This window comes from Caulobacter sp. FV2ye17ST (assembly GCF_058680955.1).
Map to the genome: position 1 here is coordinate 1,575,716 of NZ_CM178727.1, position 17,366 is coordinate 1,593,081.

A 17,366-nucleotide genomic window follows, 5' to 3' on the forward strand; every position below is an offset into this window, starting at 1 on the left:
AGGGGATGTCTTCATGCGGAGATTGGGAACAGCGGGAAGGTCACCCCGCCGCTACGCCGAAACCGCCTCAACAAGAGTAGGAGCGTCCAGGGCCTCGCGCAGGGCGGGCTGGCGCGAACGGCTGACGGGGAGAGGCGCGCCCTCGCTCAGGTGCAGCCGCCAGCGGTCGCCGTCGCGCTCTAGGCGCTGCGCCTGGGCCAGATTGGCGATCACCGACCGATGAACGCGCAGGAAGCTTTCCGGCAGCTGGGTCGCCAGGCCATCAAGGCGGGCGGCGTGCAGCAGGCTTCGGCCGCCGACCAGCCGCAGTTCGACATAGTCGTCGGCCCCAACCACGGCCAGGATCTCCGCGATCGGAACCAGTTCGACGCCTCGCGCCGAGGCCACGGTCAGGCGGTCGGGGCGGCTGGCGGCGCGGGTCAGGGCGGCCTCTCGACCGCGGTCGTCGCGACCCAAACGCACCACCTCGACCATCAGCAGCGGCAGCACCAGGGCGGCGGCGAGCAGGAAGTAGGAGAGGTCGGCCAGCCATTCGGGGAAGCCGAGGGCCAGCGCGAGGAACAGCGCCAGATAGCCCAGGGTCAGCCGCGCGCCGGGGAGCCGCTGACGTACGCCGGCCGCGGCGGGCAGGGCGGCGAGCGACACCCCCAGGATCAGCGCCCAGACCGTCTTGATATCAAAGCCCGGCAGCAGGACCGTGGCGCCGACCAATCCCAGGGCCAGGCCGATCATCAGGCCCCGCGCCCTGGGCAGGAACCGGCTGGCAACATAGCCGACCAGCAGGATCGCGAAGGCGGCCGCCAGAACCCAGATGGCGCTCATCCGCCAGGCATGCAGCGGATAGGCATAGGCAAACAGCGATCGCAGGCTCTCGACGATGGCCTGCAAGGCCGCGACGCCGGCCATGGCCGCCAGCAGGAGGCTTGATCCGGTGCGGCGCATGGCATGGATGACGCCGAAGCCGAACGCAGCGGCCAGCAGAGCGCCGGCGGTCACAAAGGTGACCGCCTGCAGCGCGACCCGCTGTGGATAGGGATAGGGCAGGACGACCATCGCGCTCATTGGGCGGGCGAAGCGCAGGCCGCCATGGAAGGACGACAGGTGCAGCACCAAGGTGTTTGCACCGGGTCGCCAGCTGGTCTCGCGGATCGGAAAGATCGCCTGGTATCGTCCAGGGACTTCTTCCCGCGCCGTAGCGCCAGGGCGACCGTTGACGCCCAGGCGCTGGCCGTTGAGCCAGGCCTCGGACGAGGCGACGCCCGCCAGATACAGCGCGCGCGGGCGCGTGTCGCCGGGCGTGCCTATCGTGGAACGGATCCAGAGTTCACGACCCTGGGGATCGACAAAATCCTCGATCGGCCGACAGTCGCTCAGCACCGGACCGCTCGGACCGATCACGCCGGTACAGGCCTGCCATGATATCTCCTGGGCCTGGGCCAGGGTTGTGAGGCCAGTCAGGAGCAGGCCGAGAAGCAAGGTTCGCCACATGAAGCCAGTTTAGGGCGCCGCTCGCCGAGATGCGCCACCATTCGCCGATCAAACGGCGCCATTGACCGAAGCGGTGTGGCGGACGGCGCTTGGGACGGCTCTGCTGTCGACATGACCCATGCATCGCTCAATCGCCGCACCATTCTCGCCGCCGCCGGCCTCGCCTTTCCCGCCCTGGCGTTCGCCCAGACGGCAGCTCCCCAGGCTCCCGTTTCGTCGTCTCCATCGCGGGCCGGCGTCTTCCGCTTCAAGGGCTGGAAGGGGCAGGACACCGATGCGGAGCGAGGCTTCTTCGAGGTCCCCGAGGATCGCCGCGATCCCACGTCTCGGAAGATCCGGCTGAGCTATGTGCGGTTCGCCTCGACGGCGGCCGAGCCCGGTCCGCCGATCATCTACCTGGCTGGCGGACCGGGGGGCACGGCGACACGTGCGCTGGCCGGACCGCGCTTTCCGATCATGATGGCCCTGCGCGAGAGGGCGGACGTCATCGCCTTCGACCAGCGCGGCACAGGCCTGTCCAACCACATTCCCGAACGGCCGCCCTCGACCCGGCCGCCGCCCGAATTCACCGAGGCGGGGCTGACGTCCTATTTCCGTACGGACTTCCAGGAGGCCTGGGCCGACTGGACCAAGGCCGGCGTGGCCATGACCGGCTACAACACCGAGCAGAACGCCGACGACATCGACGACCTGCGACGTCACCTGGGCGCGGACAAGGTCGACCTGTGGGGGATCAGCTATGGCACGCACCTGGCGCTCAGCATGCTCAGGCGGCATGGCGACCGTGTGAACCGCGTCGCCCTGGCCAGCCTGGAGGGCCAGGACCAGACGGTGAAGCGGCCGGCGGCGGTGGACGCGCTTTTGCGGGAGGTGGATGGACTGTTGGCCGCCGATCCCGCCGTGCGCGCGGCGATCCCCGATCTTCCCGCCCTGATGCGGCGCGTGCACGCCAAGCTGGAGGCGGCGCCGGTGAAGATGACCGCCACGCTGAATGGCGCGCCGGTCGAGCTCCGCATTGGCGGCTTCGCCATTCAACTCATGGCGGGCGGGTTGATCGCCAATCCGCAAACCCTGGTCATGCTGCCGGGACTGTATCTGGCGCTCGACGCGGGCCAAACGGACGTGCTGAAGCCCTTCATGGGCGAATTCGCGAACCTTCTCGGCATCGCTGGCATGCCTGAGGCGACGGACCTAGCGTCGGGGATCTCGCCGGCCCGGCTGGCCCTGGTGCGACGCGAAGCCAAGACCGCCGTGCTGGGCGAGGCGCTGAACTTCCCGATGCCGCAGCTGCTGGGCGTGGTCCCGGGCGTTGATCTGGGAGAAGGCTTCCGTGCGCCGCTCCGCATCGACCACCCCGCCTTGCTGGTCGCCGGCACGCTGGACGGCCGCACGCCGATGTCCGAGCAGGACGAGGTTGCGGCCCAGTTCCAGCACAAGTCGCGGGTGATCGTCGAGAACGCCGGCCACAATGTCTTCGAGGCCCATCCCGACGTACAGGCCCTGATGGTGCGGTTCTTCCGCGGCGAGACGGTGGCCGACACCCGACTGAGCCTGCCGCCGCCGAAGTTCCAGGTGGCGTGATCGACGCGCGGCTCTAACGCGAAACCCTGGAAACTCTCCCGGCGCGGCCGGGCAGACGGTTGGCGGCGCTGTGCTGATCGTCATCGGCGAAGTCGCGGCGCGCCGATCCGCGCCCGGCGGGCGAGTTCCAACCGCTGACCCCGCCCGGCATGATGACGTCGGAGAACGGCAGCTCACAGGTCTGCGGGGCCGCCAGGCGACGCAGGGGGCCGGCGGCCGCCGTGATCCCCCTTGGCGCGAATGCTCAAGCTTGCTCAACTCAAACATTAAGTCTCTGAATTCGATCGATAAAGATGATCTTGCCCCAATAGCTCCGCGTTTTCGGAGATCCGCCCCAAGGTTCATTCTCACCTCTCTCTGCGCCGTGACCCGCGCCGGGTCGCCTAATATTGGGGCGATCAATGCGACTGACCGGTCTCGCGCCGTGCAGTCCGCAGGCATTCACGCGCGCCGCGTCGTTCGCGCGCGGCCGGACGCCTGAAATCAGCGTCTCATTCTTCGTCAGTCCTAGGACCAAACAGAATCTCGTCAGGCCTCCCCGCCGCGACGAGATCGAAGAGGGGATAGTCATGAGTATCAAAACAAAAGCCCGATCGCGCAGCCTCAAACCGGCGCTTCTTGCAGCCTCGATCCTTGCCGTCGCCACTCCGGTGCTGGCCCAGGAAGCGGCGCCGGCGACGGAGGTCGATCTGGTGGTCGTCACCGGCAAGCGGTTGTCTGAGGCCAGCGTCGCCATCGGCACAGACCAGGCGACCGCCACGGTTTCCATCACCCGCGAGGCGCTGCTGTCTGCGCCGGCCGGCGTCACCGGCCTGAAGATGCTGGAGTCGCTTCCGGGCTTCAACGTCCAGGCCAATGACGCCCTGGGCATGTACGAGTTCGGCAACTCGGTCTCGGTGCGGGCCTTCAACTTCCAGCAGATCGGCTTCCTGCTCGACGACATCCCCATGGGCCGCAGCGACCAGTTCGGCGGCAGCCCGATCTATCGCTATGTCGACAACGAGAACCTGCTGCGGGTCACCGCCTCGGCCGGGGCCGGCGATGTGGCCCTGCCCAGCTACGCGTCGCTGGGCCCGATCGTCGACTACTTCACCCAGGCCCCCAGCGAAGTCGCCGGCGGCTCGGCCAGCTACACGCGCGGCAGCGACTCGCTCAAGCGCACCTTCCTGCGGTTGGAGAGCGGCAAGGTCGGCCCGTTCTCGGGCTATGTCAGCGGCTCGTGGATCGAGGGCGACCTGTGGCGCGGCCCGGGCACCATCGATCGCACCCACTATGAAGCCAAGCTGCGCTGGGACATGGGCGAGGCGACCAGCCTGACCTTCCAGACCGTGCACAACGACTATTTCGACTACGACTCGCCGTCGATCAACAAGGCGCAGTATTTCGGGAACGCGAACGACCCGTTTGGCCGCAGCGGGCGAGACTTCGCCTATCTGGGCTATGTGCCGGTGCTGGCTCCGGCCGTCATCAACGGCGTGACGGGTCCGACCTATTCGAACGCCAACTACAATCAGTACTACAAGTTCGCGGTGAACAAGCGGAAGGACCACCTGTACGGTCTGACCCTGAAAACCGCTCTGGGCGAGTCCATCGACCTGAGCGCCACGGCCTATTACGAGGACAAGAGCGGCTACGGCGTTTCGCCTGAAGCCTATGCGACCTCTCTGACCAGTCACAACGCCGAGCGCCTGATCGTCGCCGGCCTGACCGCGCCCAAGGGCATTCAGTACGGCCTTTCCGGCGTCGACGGCACCCGTCAGGGCGTCACGGCCAAGGGCGAATGGCGCATCGGCATCAACACCGTCGAAGCCGGCCTCTGGCTCGAGGACGACGACTACCACCGCACTCAGGCCCGCTATAACGTCCAGGGCGGCAACCCCGACGGCGCGCCGCTGCTCAACGAGCCGGTCCACCTTCAGCGCAACTACACCTCGACCCGTCAGACGACGCAGTTCTTCCTGAAGGACACGCTCAGCCTGTTGGACGACGATCTGAAGCTCGAATTTGGCTTCAAGACCCTGGATGTCGACTACGAGATCAGCGGCTATCGCAACCCGGCCGACTACATCAACCGCCGTCAGCCCAGCATCAAGGCCAACTGGTCCGACAGCTTCCTGCCGCAGATCGGCATGGTCTATTCGGTGGGCGCGCGCGACCAGGTCTTCGCGTCATACTCGGAGAACATGGCCCTGCCGCGCGGCGCGGATGACGTGCTGTCGGCCGCCAGCCCACTGGTCCCGGCGCCCGAGGCCGAGACCTCGACCAACTGGGAGCTGGGCTATCGCGCCAACCGGGCGACGTTCAACGCCTCGTTCGTGGTCTACAAGACCGAGTTCAAGAACCGTCTGCAATCGTTCTCCGCACCGGTGCCCGGCAGCACCACCACCGAAAGCTTCTTCCAGAATGTCGGCGCGGTGGAAGCGTCGGGGGCCGAGTTCAGCGGCCAGTGGAAGCCGGATCTGTTCGACGGCAAGATCTATTTCAACACCAACATCTCGTACAATGTCTCTGAATTTCAGGATGATATCGCCAACTTCGTCCTGACGCCGACGCCGGCCGCGCTGAAGATCGCCGGCAAGAAGGTGCCGGACTTCCCCGAATGGATCTTCCAGGGCGGGGTCACGCTGGAGCCGACCGATGGCCTGGTGTTCAACCTGTCGGGACGCCTGATCGACGACCGTTTCACCAACTTCATCAACAGCGAGCACGCGCCCGGCTACATGATCTGGAACGCCTATCTCGACATGGGCGACGGCTTCGGCTTTGGCCCGTTCGAGCAGGTCAAGGCGCGGGTCAATGTCGATAACATCTTCGACACCGACTATCTGGGCACGATCGGCACGACCGTGAGCACCCTGGCGACCTTCCGCCCGGGCTCGCACCGCACGATCCAGTTCACCCTTTCGGCGGACTTCTAGTACCCGGGGGCCGCTCGCCGCCTTTGGGCGCGCGGGCGGCCTCAACTTCCCGGATCAGGTCGGCCAGCAGGGCGCGGCCTTTGACCCAAGGGCCATGACCGGACGCGACGTTGCTAAGCGACGGTCGGATCGCCCCGATGCAGCGGATCGGGCAGGGGATCACCCGCCTTCACGAACTGCAGCGACACCGAATTGATACAGTAGCGCAGGCGGGTCGGCGGCGGCCCGTCGGGGAAGACGTGACCCTGATGGCTGTCGCAGCGAGCGCAGCGGGTCTCGATCCGGGTCATGCCGTAAGAGGTGTCCTTGATCGCGCGGACATGGTCTTCGGCGAACGGTGCGTAGAAGCTGGGCCAGCCCGTGCCGCTTTCGAACTTGGTCTGGTGGCGAAACAGCGGCAGGCCGCAGAGGCGGCAGCCATAGACGCCCGGGCTCTTTTCGCCCAGCAGGCCGCCACAGAACGGGGCCTCGGTGCCATGCTGCAGCAGGACCCGCGCCTCTTCGGACGTCAGGTCGGCCTCAAGGCGTTCGCGTTCGGCCTCGTTGGGCGCGGTAAGGTCAAAACCGGCGGTTGATCGGGTGGCGGCGTCTGTCATGACACCCAATGTAAGATGCCCGGAGCCGATCCGGTAGAGTCGAAGACGCCATAAGGAAGGAACGAGCCGATGCTGACCTCCACCACCCCCTCCATCGCCGAGCGCGAGACCGCCGCCACCCTGGGTGTGGTGTCGGGCGAGGCGATCATCGGCGCGCACATCTTCCGCGATATCTTCGCCGGCATCACCAACATCATTGGCGGTCGCGCCGGCGGTTATGAGAAGGCCCTGCGCGAGGCGCGCGACATCGCCCTGCAGGAAATGAACGATGAAGCCCGCCGCCTGGGCGCCGACGCTGTAGTGGGCGTGGATCTCGACTACGAGTCGCTGGGCCCTGACGGCGGCATGCTGATGGTCACCGCCGCCGGCACCGCCGTGAAGCTGCGTTAGGGGAGGGCCGATGACCGTCGCCGTCGCATTTCTGCAACCGGGCTGGGCCGATTGGGAAGCCGGGCCCGTCCTGGCGCTTCTGCGGGAGCATCTGGGCGTCCAGATCGAGATCGCCACGCCGGATGGCGAGCCCCAGACCTCCATCGGCGGGCTGCTGGCCGCCGCCGACTACAGGTTTGACGATCCGGTCCTGTCCGACGCCGACGTCTTCCTGCTGATCGGTTCAGACGCCTGGACGAGTTTTCATGATGAGGCGGTCTTTGGGCTGCTGCGCCAGGCTGTGGCCGACGGCAAGATCGTCGGCACGATCTGCGCCGGCACGGTCGCCGCCGCGCGCGCCCGACTGTTCGAGGGGCGCGAGCACACCTCCAACGGCAAGGACTGGCTGGAGGAGCAGGCGCCCGGTTATGGCGGTGGCGCCCAGTACGTCGATCAGGCGAGGGCGGTGACCTCCGGCAGGATCGTCAGCGCGGCTGGCATCGCGCCGGTCAGCTTCGCGGCTGGTATCGCACGGCTGATCGCGCCGGAGTCAGAAGAGCTGATCGGCGGCTACGAGGCCATGTTCGCCAGAGAGTTCGCCCCAGGCTGACGACGATTGGGCGGGTGGGACCGTCGCCGATCCCGCCCGCCCGAAGTCGCCTATTTGACCAGCGCAGCCGCCCCGGCACGGGCCACCATGCCGTCCTGGGCGCCCGATCCGCCCGAGGCGCCGATGGCGCCTACGATGCGGTTGTCGACGATCAGCAGTTCGCCGCCTTCGATGGCCAGGGCGCCGGTGAAGATGGCGTTCAGCGTCCCGCCCTTGACCGCGTCCTGAAAGTACGAGGTCGGCCGCCGGAAGCTGGCCGAGGTCTCGGCCTTGCGTCGCGCCACGTCGTTGGAGCCGTATTGGGCGCCGTCCATTTTTTCGCTCAGCACCAGCGCGCCATTGGGCTCGACCACGGTGATGACCATGAACCAGCCGTTCTTGACGGCCTCGGCTTGGGCGGCCGCGACGGCGATCCTGGCTTCGGCCAGGGTCACCGACCGGCCATAGGGCGGATAGACCGGCGCGGCGGCCGGCGGCGCGGCGGTCTGGGCCATGGCGGGCGAGGCGGCGGCCAGCGCGAGTGCAAGCGCGGCAAAGTGTGCGGTGGGCTTCATGATAGCCGTTTCTCCCCTGGGCAATTTCCGTGAGCACCGTTGTTGGAAACCGGTGTCATGCCCGGACTCCGCTTTAGCGCCGTAGGGGCAAGGTTGCAAACAGGCGAGGGCCTGATAACCGGTGTCCAACAAGACAATAAGCTTGCAGGGGGCCACACCATGTTCAGCAAGATCCTGATCGCCAACCGGGGCGAGATCGCCGTCCGCGTCATCAAGACGTGCCGCCGTCTGGGGATCGCGACGGTGGTTGTGTATTCGGACGCCGACGCCGGCAGCATGGCCGTGGAGATGGCCGACGAGACGGTGCATATCGGCCCGTCGCCGGCCAACCAGTCCTACCTCGTCGCAGACAAGATCATCGACGCCTGCAAGCAGACGGGCGCCCAGGCCGTGCATCCTGGCTTTGGCTTCCTGTCGGAGAATGCCGGCTTCGCCCAGCGCTGCGCCGACGAGGGCATCGCCTTCATCGGTCCCAACCCCGGCGCCATCCGCGCCATGGGCGACAAGATCGAGAGCAAGAAGTTCGCCCAGGCCGCCGGCGTCTCGTGCGTGCCCGGCCATATCGGTGAGATCGACGACACCGCCCATGCCGTGAAGATCTCCGAGGAGATCGGCTATCCGGTGATGATCAAGGCGTCGGCGGGCGGCGGCGGCAAGGGCATCCGCGTGGCCTGGACCCGCCAGGACGTAGAGGAAGGCTTTCCGGCCGTCCGCGCCGAGGCCAAGGCCAGCTTTGGCGACGACCGCATCTTCATCGAGAAGTTCATCGTCAGCCCGCGCCACATCGAGATCCAGGTGCTGGGCGACAAGCACGGCAATGTGGTCCACCTGTTCGAACGTGAATGCTCGATCCAGCGCCGTAACCAGAAGGTCATCGAGGAAGCGCCATCCCCGCTGCTCGACGAGGCGACCCGCAACGCCATGGGCGCCCAGGCTGTCGCCCTGGCCAAGGCGGTCAACTACGACAGCGCCGGCACCGTCGAGTTCGTGGCCGGCCAGGACAAGAGCTTCTTCTTCCTGGAGATGAACACCCGCCTGCAGGTCGAGCACCCGGTCACCGAGCTGATCACGGGGCTGGACCTGGTCGAGCAGATGATCCGCAGCGCCTGGGGCGAGGCACTGGCCTTCGAGCAGAAGGACCTGAAGATCAACGGCTGGGCCATCGAGAGCCGCATCTACGCCGAGGATCCCTACCGCAAGTTTCTGCCCAGCATCGGCCGCCTGGTTCGGTATGACCCTCCGGAGGAGGGGCAGCATGAGGGCTACACCGTCCGCAACGACGCCGGCGTCCGCGAGGGCGACGAGATCTCGATGTTCTACGATCCGATGATCTCCAAGCTCTGCACCTGGGCCCCGACCCGCATCGCCGCCGTCGACGGCATGGGCCGGGCGCTGGAGGACTTCCATATCGAGGGCCTGGGCCAGAACATCCCGTTCCTCAATGCGGTGATGGACCAGGAGCGGTTCCGCTCGGGCCAGCTGTCGACCAACTACATCAAGGACGAGTTCCCCGACGGCTTCGGCGGCACCGAACCGACCCCGGTCCAGATCGACATCCTGACCGCTGTCGGCGCGGCCATGCAGCGGGTCTATGCCGCGCGGGCGCGCACCAATGTCGCGGGCCTCAACGGGTCCGTGCGCGACGAGTGGGTGGTGGCCGTCGGCCACGCCAAGCGCCGCGTAAAGCTTTCGGGCGACGAGGATCTGACCGTCGAACTGCTCGACGAGGGCCGCTCCCTGATCCTGAGCGACATCGTCTGGCGTCCGGGCAAGCCGGTGTTCCGCGGCCTGCTGGGCGGAGCCGCCTTCACCGTTCAGGTCGCTCCGGCGGCCGAGGGCTTCACCATCCGCCACCGCGCCGCCAAGGCCCGGGTCCTAGTCCTGACCCCGCGCTCGGCGCAGCTGCACGACATGCTGCCCGAGAAGCAGGCCGCCGACACCTCCAGGCTGGTGCTCTCGCCGATGCCGGGCCTTGTGGTCTCGATGGACGTCACCGCCGGCCAGCAGGTGCGCGAGGGCGAGGTGGTCTGCGTGCTGGAGGCCATGAAGATGCAGAACATCATCCGCGCCGAGCGCGACGGCGTGGTCAAGGCCGTCAACGCCAAGGGCGGCGATCCTGTCGCGGCGGATGAGGTTCTGGTGGAGTTCGCCTAGTCCGCAATCTTCGATTGTGCCTCGGCGTAACTGAGGCATAGTCTCGGACATGGCAAAGACGAAAACCAATCCCATCATCGATGGTCTGTTCAGTTTCGACGGGCGAATGCGTCGCTCGGAGTATTGGCTGATCAGTTTCGGCCTGGGGATCGTCAAGATCGTCATCGCGCTGGGTCTGATTGTGGCGATCGGCGGCGTCTCTGAGGAGAACAACGAGATCGCGCGAACTGTCGTGGATCTGCTTTTCCTGTGGCCGGCGCTCGCGCTCATGGTGAAACGCGGTCATGACCGCAATCGGTCGGCGGTCTATTCGATCGTGGTGCTCTCGCTATTCCTCGTCTTGGGGTTGGCCATCGGCATTGCTGGCGCCCTTGAGCGCGACGATCTGCTCGCACTTGGCGGCGTCACGGTCGTCGCACTAGGGCTATACGTTCTCATCGACTACGGCTTTGTTGACGGGACACGCGGGCGAAATCGCTACGGTCTCTCGCCGAAGCACCCCGAAGTTGTCGGTGACCGGCTAGTCCTCGGCGATCCCGCCCTTCCGACACCCGGCGCAAACGCCTAGATTAGTCCGTGCGGCGCGATTGCCGACTCGGAGCCAGGGCGAATGAACGGTCAGACTGAATGGGCGGAGCTGTTCCTGTCGTCCAACGGGCGGCTGTCGCGCACGCCGTTTCTGATCGCCGCCGCCGTGCTGATCGGCTTCACCGTGATCTATGAGGCCATCGCCGGCTACACCCTGCACTGGCTGACCGGCTGGCTGGTCTATCCGGCCCTGCTGTTTTCGGGCGCCTGCGTGCTGTCCAAGCGCCTGCATGACCGTGGTCGATCGGGGTGGTTCGCCGCCTTGATCCTGGTGGCTGTCGTGGCCGTGTGGCCGCAGCCCGAGCACTTCCTCGACTTCGTGTTCTCGATCGCCATCCTGTGGGCGATCGTCGAGCTGGGCGTCATGGGCAGCGAGCAGGGAGCCAACCGCTATGGCCCGCCGCCGCTGAAGACGGTTTCGATCTAGACCGGCGCTTCCGCGTCCTCGACCGGCCCAAACACCCGCTGGAAGCTGGCCTTCAGGGCCGCGTCGGCCTCGTCCATGGTCACGGGCAGGCCCAGATCGACCAGGCTCGTCACTCCGTGCTCGGTCTGGCCGCAGGGCACGATGCCCGAGAAGTGGCCAAGGTCGGGCTCCACGTTCAGGCTGATGCCGTGAAAGCTGACCCACTTGCGCAGCTTGACCCCGATGGCGGCGATCTTGTCCTCGCGCGACCAGCCCGCGCCCTTGCGTTCGACCCAGACGCCGACCCGGCCCTCGCGCATCTCGCCGACCACATTGAAGGCGGCCAGTGCGTCGATGATCCAGGCCTCCAGCGCCTCGACGAAGGCGCGCACGTCGCGGCCGCGCTTGGTCATGTCCAGCATCACATAGGCCACCCGCTGGCCTGGGCCGTGATAGGTGTACTGGCCGCCGCGTCCGCTCTCGAACACCGGGAAGCGATCAGGCTCGATCAGGTCCGCGCCCTTGGCCGATATGCCGGCGGTATAGAGCGGCGGATGCTCCAGCAGCCAGACCAGTTCGCCCGCCGCACCCTCGGCGATGGCGGCGGCGCGCGCCTCCATGGCGGCAACGGCTGCCGGGTAGGGGACATAATCGGTCGAAACCGCCCACCCCACGGGCGCGTCATCGCCGCGTCCCAGAAGCGGGTTTCCTTTATTTTCAAGGCTTAACGGGCGATCAAGCATACGGCCCTATTCTTGCAATCTCGATGGCGCGACCAAGAATGGTCGAGAGTCGATTTTAGGGGCCTTAGTTCGTGAGCCAGGTCAACGCCGTCAATGTCGAGATCTCCGTTCTTTTGGGGCGCTCGATCCTTCCCATGCAGCAGCTGCTGCGCATGGGCCGCGGCGCGGTGATCCCGCTGGACGCCAAGACCAATGACGAGGTCTGGATCCTGGCCAACAACCACCCGATCGCCCGCGGCGAGATCCAGATCAGCGACGATCGCATCGCCATCCAGGTGACGCGCGCCGCCGACGTCTATGACTATATGGCCGGCGGCGTTTAGGCCTAGCCATTCGCACTAGGGTTGTGGCTAGCTAGGCCATGATCCGAGTGCTTGGCATCGCCATTCTTCTGACTGTCCTTCCGGTCACGGCGTGGTCGGGCAAGGCCAATCGTTCCGGATTTTATGACAATCTCCGATACATAGATGAGGCGGACGATTACGTCGGTGCTCGCCTTGAAGTGCGAGACGGCCCCAATCCGACAGTTGAGTTCGAGCTCTGCGAGGGCTGGTGCAATGGGGCTGAGGTTTTCCCGGCCAGGATCCTGGGCGACCAGATTCAGTTCACCTATCTGTCTCGTTGGATCGACCAAGCTGGCACCGCGGGGGCAGACGCAATCCCCGTCTCGGGGCGTTTTGTGAGGCGCGGCGTGATGTTGAAAGTCGGCGATGCGCCGCCGGAGCTGCTTCGCTTGCGGCGGGCGAAAGCCAACTGAGCTCGGTCGCGCCTTCGCACAGACAAGAGAGTCGCAACTCTGCCCTTTCCAAACCAGATTCAGTTTGCTACCAGCCGCCCCTCACCACGTGCGGTCGTGGCGGAATTGGTAGACGCGCAGCGTTGAGGTCGCTGTGCCCGAAAGGGCGTGGAAGTTCGAGTCTTCTCGACCGCACCAGGTGAAACCTACTAGAGCGCGCTTGGCGAAATCGGTTTCCGACTCGCTGGGCGCGCTCTAATCGTTTCTGGGCTTGGCTTTCCTTGGGGAAGCGGGCCTCGCCCCCATCGGAACACGCCAGCACGCCACGCCCTTAGAGCTCAGGAGGCCCCCATGACCCGGGACATCGCCGAACTGACCGACGACGCGCTGGACAGGGCTCCGTTCCCCAAGGCCGCCACGCCCGAGGATCTCGAAGATCTGGCGCTGGGCGACGACTACGCGCTCAATCCCGAATATGTCGACATGGTGATCGACGCCGCCGACAGCGGCGACACCGAGCGCCTGCGCGAGCTGGTCGGCGCGCTGGAGCCCGCCGACGTCGCCGACCTGATGGGCTTCCTGTCTTCGGCCTATCGCGAAGAGGTCATCCCGCTTCTCGATCCCGAGGCGCTCGGCGAGATCCTCGCCGAGATGGAAGACAATATCCGCGAGGAGGTGCTGGAGGCCACGCCGTCGGTCGCCCTGGCCCGCGCGCTGGAAGAACTCGACACCGACGACGCCGCCGACGTCATCGACGACCTGGACGACACCAAGCGCTATCAGGTGCTGGCCGCCATGGGCGAGGTCGATCGCGCCGCGATCGAGACCACCCTGTCCTATGAGGACGAGACCGCCGGCCGCCTCATGCAGCGCGAGTTCCTGGCGGCTCCCGAGTTCTGGACCGCCGGTCACACCATCGATCATGTGCGCGAGGCCGGCGACTCTCTGCCCGAGCTGTTCTTCGACGTCTATGTGGTGGACCCCACCTACAAGCCCGTCGGCGCCATTCCGATCAGCCTGCTGCTGCGCAGCCGCCGCGAGACGCGGCTGGCCGACCTGATGGAAGCGGTCACCGAAATTCAGGTCGAGATGGACCAGGAAGAGGTCGCCTACATCTTCGACAAATATCACCTGATCAGCGCCCCGGTCATCGACTCGGGCGGGCGGCTGGTGGGGCAGATCACCGTCGATGACATCGTCGAGGTCATCCGCGAAGAAGCCGAGGCGGATATTCTCGCCCTGGCCGGCGTCTCTGACGCCGGTCGCGACGCCACCGTGATCGACATCGTCCGCGCGCGCCTGCCTTGGCTGCTGCTGAACCTGGTCACCGCCAGCATCGCGGTCAGCGGCGTGGCGGTGTTCCAGGAAGAGATCGCCCAACTGGTGGCCCTGGCCATCCTGATGCCCATCGTCTCGTCCCTGGGCGGCAATGCAGGCACCCAAAGTCTGGCCGTGGCCGTGCGCGCCCTGGCCAGCAAGGAGCTGACCACGGCCAACGCCCGCCGGATCGTGCTGCGCGAGGTTTCCGTGGGCCTGGTCAATGGCCTGTGTCTTGCCTTGGTGATGGGCGCGGCCACCTACATGATCTTCGGTCCCGAGGATCAGCACGGAAAGCTGGCGATCATCGTGGGTCTGGCCCTGGTGACCAACATCTTCACGGCCGCCGTCGGCGGCATCCTGGCGCCTTTGGCCCTGGAGAAGATGGGACGGGATCCGGCGGTGTCGTCGTCGATCTTCGTGACCTTCCTTACGGATTTCACGGGATTCTTTGCCGTCCTGCTGATCGCTGCCCTGCTGTTGCACTAGAAAAATCGCTCCCGCGTCACGGGAACACCCAAACCGGCCCCTATCTTGCCGGGAGAGAGACGAACGCAACTGCGTCTGTCTCAAACTGGGTCATTCTTCGCGATGAAACCGCGTCATCAGGTCTCCCGCGCCGCCGTCGATCTCATCAAGAGATTCGAAGGCTACCGGATGAAAGCCGCTCAGCTCCCCGATGGGCGCTGGACGATCGGTTACGGCCACACCCTCACCGCACGCGGTGGGGCGACCGTTTCGGAAAAGGACGCCGAGGCCCTCCTTCTCTACGATCTGATCTCGGTGGCCCATGCGGTCAACGAACAGACCTATGCGCCGTTGAACCAGAACCAGTTCGATGCGCTGGTCTGTTTCGCCTTCAACATCGGGCTCGACAACTTCGTCCGCTCCGGCGTGCTGCGCCGGATCAACGAGGGTTCGCTGCTGCAGGCCGCCTGCGCCATGGAGATGTGGCGCAAGGCCGACTTCGAGGGCGAGCGTATCGTCATCGACGCCCTGGTCCGTCGCCGCTCGGCCGAGAAGGCGCTGTTCCTGACGCCGGCCGACGGCGTCTGGATCGCGGCGCCCAGTCCTGTCCTGCGGCCCAAGGTCGACTACGACGCCAGCTGCTCGGTGCCCAAGCAGACGCCGGCCGCCGTCATGACCCGCTTCGAAGGCGACCGCGCCGTGGTCGAACGCGAGGACGGCGCGCCTCTGGCCATCGTCGTTCCCGACGAGGAAGGTCCGACCGCCAGCGAACAGGCCGCCGCCGCCGTCGGCGCGCGTCTGGAAGCGATCCTGGCCGACAAGCCCGCGCCGGTTGCTGCTCCGGATGCCCCGGCCGTCGTTCGCGACGATCTGGTGCTGCCCGAGCCCCCGGTTCCGGCCGCCGCGCCGCCCGCCGCCGTTCTCTATGAGGATTTCGAAGAGACCGTCAGCGCGCCGTTCCGTCTGACCCCGGAGCCTGTCGCCCCGGTCGTGCCGCAACCGGTCGCCGAAGTCGCCGAGTTTACGCCGCCGCCGGCCGCCGCCGTCGAGCCGACCCTGTTCGAGACCGCCACGCGGACCTCGCCCTCGGTGTTCAATCTGGACGGATTCTCGACCAGCGAGGACGTGGCCCTCAGCACGCTGGACGTGCCGTTCGCCGAGCCGGAAGCGCCGCGCTTCGGCAACCTCAGCCTGCTGGTCAGCCTGGGCGTGCTGGGCCTGGCGATGTTCGGCGGCGGGGTCCTGTGGATCCTCACCGTCGCCTCGGGTCCGGGCTTCTCGCAGATCAAGATGTTCGGCTATGGCGCCAGCATGATCGGCGCGATCTGCTTCGTGGTCTCGGCCTATCTGCTGCTGCGCAAGCTGGCCGGTCCCGACGAGGGCGACGAAGACTAGAGCCCGGCTGAAAAGCTGGTGAGCATGAACGCCCGCGGGTCTCGTTGATCCGCGGGCGTTTGTGCTATGCGAGTGGGCATGATGACAAATTCCGCACCCTCGATGGACTTCGCGCTGGGCGAAACGGCCGACGCGATCCGAGACACCACCGCCCGCTTCGCGGCCGACAAGATCGCCCCGATCGCGGCGCGCATCGATGAAACCAACGAATTTCCGCGCGAGCTCTGGGTGCCTATGGGCGACCTGGGCCTGCACGGCATCACCGTCGAGGAAGAGTTCGGCGGCCTTGGCCTGGGCTATCTCGAACACGTGGTGGCGATGGAGGAAATCTCCCGCGCCTCGGCCTCGGTGGGCCTGTCCTATGGCGCCCACTCCAATCTCTGCGTGAACCAGATCCGTCGCTGGGGCACGCCCGAGCAAAAGAACCGCTACCTGCCCAAGCTGATCAGCGGCGAGCATGTCGGCTCTCTGGCCATGAGCGAGGCCGGTTCGGGCTCTGACGTGGTCTCGATGAAGCTGCGCGCCGAGCTGAAGGGCGATCGCTATGTGCTGAACGGCACGAAGTTCTGGATCACCAACGCCCCGCACGCCGACACCCTGGTGGTCTACGCCAAGACCAGCGATCGCGGCATCACCGCCTTCCTGATCGAGAAGGGCATGAAGGGCTTCAGCGTTTCAAAGAAGCTCGACAAGATGGGCATGCGTGGCTCCGACACCGCCGAGCTGGTGTTCGAGGACTGCGAAGTCCCGGAAGAGAACGTCATGGGTCCGGTGGGCGGCGGCGTCGGCGTGCTGATGAGCGGCCTGGACTATGAGCGCGCGGTGCTGGCGGCGGGGCCCCTGGGCCTGATGCAGGCGTGCCTGGACGTGGTTCTGCCCTATGTCCGCGAGCGCAAGCAGTTTGGCCAGGCGATCGGCTCGTTCCAGCTGATGCAGGGCAAGGTGGCCGACATGTATGTCGCCCTGAACTCGGCCCGGGCTTACGTCTATGCCGTGGCGCGGGCCTGCGATGCGGGCAAGACCACTCGCTTTGACGCCGCCGGCGCGATCCTGCTGGCTTCGGAAAACGCCGTGCAGACCTGCCTGGAGGCCATCCAGGCCCTGGGCGGCGCAGGCTATACCCGCGAGTGGCCGGTCGAGCGGTTCCTGCGCGACGCCAAGCTGTACGACATCGGCGCGGGCACCAATGAAATCCGCCGCTTCCTGATCGGTCGCGAACTGGTCGGCGGCTGACCCTCAAGGCATGAAAAAGGGCCGTTCCGGTTGCCCGGAACGGCCCTCCATCGTCGTGGCCGCGGTGCGCGGCGTGACTGAAACCTTTGAGCGATTCAACGCCTCTAGGCGGATACCTCGATCTTCAGGCTCCAGGTCACGATGCGCGACCTCGGTTGGAGACAATGAGACACTGGTCACCTCCTTTCAGATGTTGAACAACACAAGGAG

At 66.3% G+C, this 17,366-nt stretch carries 16 protein-coding genes, 1 tRNA gene and 1 pseudogene; 13 read left to right on the plus strand and 5 right to left on the minus strand.

Annotation, left to right across the window (positions count from 1 at the left end; translation table 11 throughout):
• Positions 1-51: 51 nt before the first annotated feature.
• Positions 52-1,476 (minus strand): LytR/AlgR family response regulator transcription factor, encoded by a 1,425-nt coding sequence (locus tag ACW17V_RS07655; protein WP_492108257.1) that lies wholly within the window; start codon positions 1,474-1,476, stop codon positions 52-54.
• Between the two features lie 123 nt (positions 1,477-1,599).
• Here ACW17V_RS07655 and ACW17V_RS07660 point away from each other — a divergent pair, with 123 nt between their 5' ends.
• Together ACW17V_RS07660 and ACW17V_RS07665 are read left to right on the plus strand one after the other, a co-directional pair.
• Positions 1,600-3,069, plus strand: coding sequence for an alpha/beta hydrolase (locus tag ACW17V_RS07660; RefSeq protein ID WP_492108258.1), 1,470 nt, complete (start codon positions 1,600-1,602; stop codon positions 3,067-3,069).
• A gap of 569 nt (positions 3,070-3,638) precedes the next feature.
• Positions 3,639-5,987: a TonB-dependent receptor gene (locus ACW17V_RS07665; protein WP_492108259.1), complete on the plus strand. Its 2,349-nt coding sequence runs from the start codon at positions 3,639-3,641 to the stop codon at positions 5,985-5,987.
• Positions 5,988-6,100: 113 nt separating this feature from the next.
• Here ACW17V_RS07665 and msrB read toward each other — a convergent pair whose 3' ends face one another.
• Positions 6,101-6,583, minus strand: a complete 483-nt coding sequence (gene msrB / locus ACW17V_RS07670) for a peptide-methionine (R)-S-oxide reductase MsrB (protein WP_492108260.1) — start codon at positions 6,581-6,583, stop codon at positions 6,101-6,103.
• Positions 6,584-6,652: 69 nt separating this feature from the next.
• Here msrB and ACW17V_RS07675 point away from each other — a divergent pair, with 69 nt between their 5' ends.
• Both ACW17V_RS07675 and ACW17V_RS07680 read left to right on the plus strand, forming a co-directional pair.
• Positions 6,653-6,973 (plus strand): YbjQ family protein, encoded by a 321-nt coding sequence (locus ACW17V_RS07675; protein ID WP_492108261.1) that lies wholly within the window; start codon positions 6,653-6,655, stop codon positions 6,971-6,973.
• Positions 6,974-6,983: 10 nt separating this feature from the next.
• Positions 6,984-7,562: a DJ-1/PfpI family protein gene (locus ACW17V_RS07680; RefSeq protein ID WP_492108262.1), complete on the plus strand. Its 579-nt coding sequence runs from the start codon at positions 6,984-6,986 to the stop codon at positions 7,560-7,562.
• A 50-nt stretch (positions 7,563-7,612) separates the two neighbouring features.
• Here the strand turns inward: ACW17V_RS07680 and ACW17V_RS07685 are convergent, their stop codons facing one another.
• Entirely contained in the window at positions 7,613-8,116 is a 504-nt protein-coding gene (locus ACW17V_RS07685) for a GlcG/HbpS family heme-binding protein (protein WP_492108263.1), read from the minus strand.
• A gap of 159 nt (positions 8,117-8,275) precedes the next feature.
• Here ACW17V_RS07685 and ACW17V_RS07690 point away from each other — a divergent pair, with 159 nt between their 5' ends.
• Genes ACW17V_RS07690 through ACW17V_RS07700 form a run of 3 tightly spaced genes read left to right on the plus strand, consistent with a single transcriptional unit; the run spans position 8,276 to position 11,285 of the window.
• Entirely contained in the window at positions 8,276-10,270 is a 1,995-nt protein-coding gene (locus ACW17V_RS07690; RefSeq protein WP_492108264.1) for an acetyl-CoA carboxylase biotin carboxylase subunit, read from the plus strand.
• A 49-nt stretch (positions 10,271-10,319) separates the two neighbouring features.
• Entirely contained in the window at positions 10,320-10,838 is a 519-nt protein-coding gene (locus ACW17V_RS07695; RefSeq protein WP_492108265.1) for a DUF805 domain-containing protein, read from the plus strand.
• Positions 10,839-10,880: 42 nt separating this feature from the next.
• Positions 10,881-11,285 carry a DUF805 domain-containing protein gene (locus ACW17V_RS07700; protein ID WP_492108266.1) on the plus strand — a complete coding sequence of 135 codons (405 nt, stop codon included), beginning with the start codon at positions 10,881-10,883 and terminating at the stop codon, positions 11,283-11,285.
• Here the strand turns inward: ACW17V_RS07700 and lipB are convergent.
• Positions 11,282-12,007: a lipoyl(octanoyl) transferase LipB gene (gene lipB / locus ACW17V_RS07705; RefSeq protein ID WP_492108267.1), complete on the minus strand. Its 726-nt coding sequence runs from the start codon at positions 12,005-12,007 to the stop codon at positions 11,282-11,284. The two genes, ACW17V_RS07700 and lipB, sit on opposite strands and share 4 nt — an antisense overlap.
• A gap of 71 nt (positions 12,008-12,078) precedes the next feature.
• Here lipB and ACW17V_RS07710 point away from each other — a divergent pair, with 71 nt between their 5' ends.
• The 6 genes from ACW17V_RS07710 (at position 12,079) to ACW17V_RS07735 (ending at position 17,156) form a co-directional block, all read left to right on the plus strand.
• On the plus strand, positions 12,079-12,330 hold the full coding sequence (locus tag ACW17V_RS07710) for a FliM/FliN family flagellar motor switch protein (protein ID WP_007670373.1): 252 nt from the start codon (positions 12,079-12,081) through the stop codon (positions 12,328-12,330).
• A gap of 38 nt (positions 12,331-12,368) precedes the next feature.
• On the plus strand, positions 12,369-12,764 hold the full coding sequence (locus ACW17V_RS07715) for a hypothetical protein (protein WP_492108268.1): 396 nt from the start codon (positions 12,369-12,371) through the stop codon (positions 12,762-12,764).
• Between the two features lie 90 nt (positions 12,765-12,854).
• Positions 12,855-12,941: transfer RNA gene (locus ACW17V_RS07720), tRNA-Leu, on the plus strand.
• A 153-nt stretch (positions 12,942-13,094) separates the two neighbouring features.
• Complete coding sequence (gene mgtE, locus ACW17V_RS07725) at positions 13,095-14,549, plus strand: magnesium transporter (protein WP_492108269.1); 1,455 nt, start codon at positions 13,095-13,097, stop codon at positions 14,547-14,549.
• A gap of 102 nt (positions 14,550-14,651) precedes the next feature.
• On the plus strand, positions 14,652-15,923 hold the full coding sequence (gene spmX, locus ACW17V_RS07730) for a lysozyme-family localization factor SpmX (RefSeq protein ID WP_492108270.1): 1,272 nt from the start codon (positions 14,652-14,654) through the stop codon (positions 15,921-15,923).
• Between the two features lie 78 nt (positions 15,924-16,001).
• A complete protein-coding gene (locus tag ACW17V_RS07735) occupies positions 16,002-17,156 on the plus strand; it encodes an isovaleryl-CoA dehydrogenase (RefSeq protein ID WP_492108271.1) in 1,155 nt (384 codons plus the stop codon).
• 104 nt (positions 17,157-17,260) lie between these two features.
• Here ACW17V_RS07735 and ACW17V_RS07740 read toward each other — a convergent pair.
• Positions 17,261-17,346, minus strand: a pseudogene (locus tag ACW17V_RS07740) (hypothetical protein).
• Between the last annotated feature and the right edge of the window lie 20 nt (positions 17,347-17,366).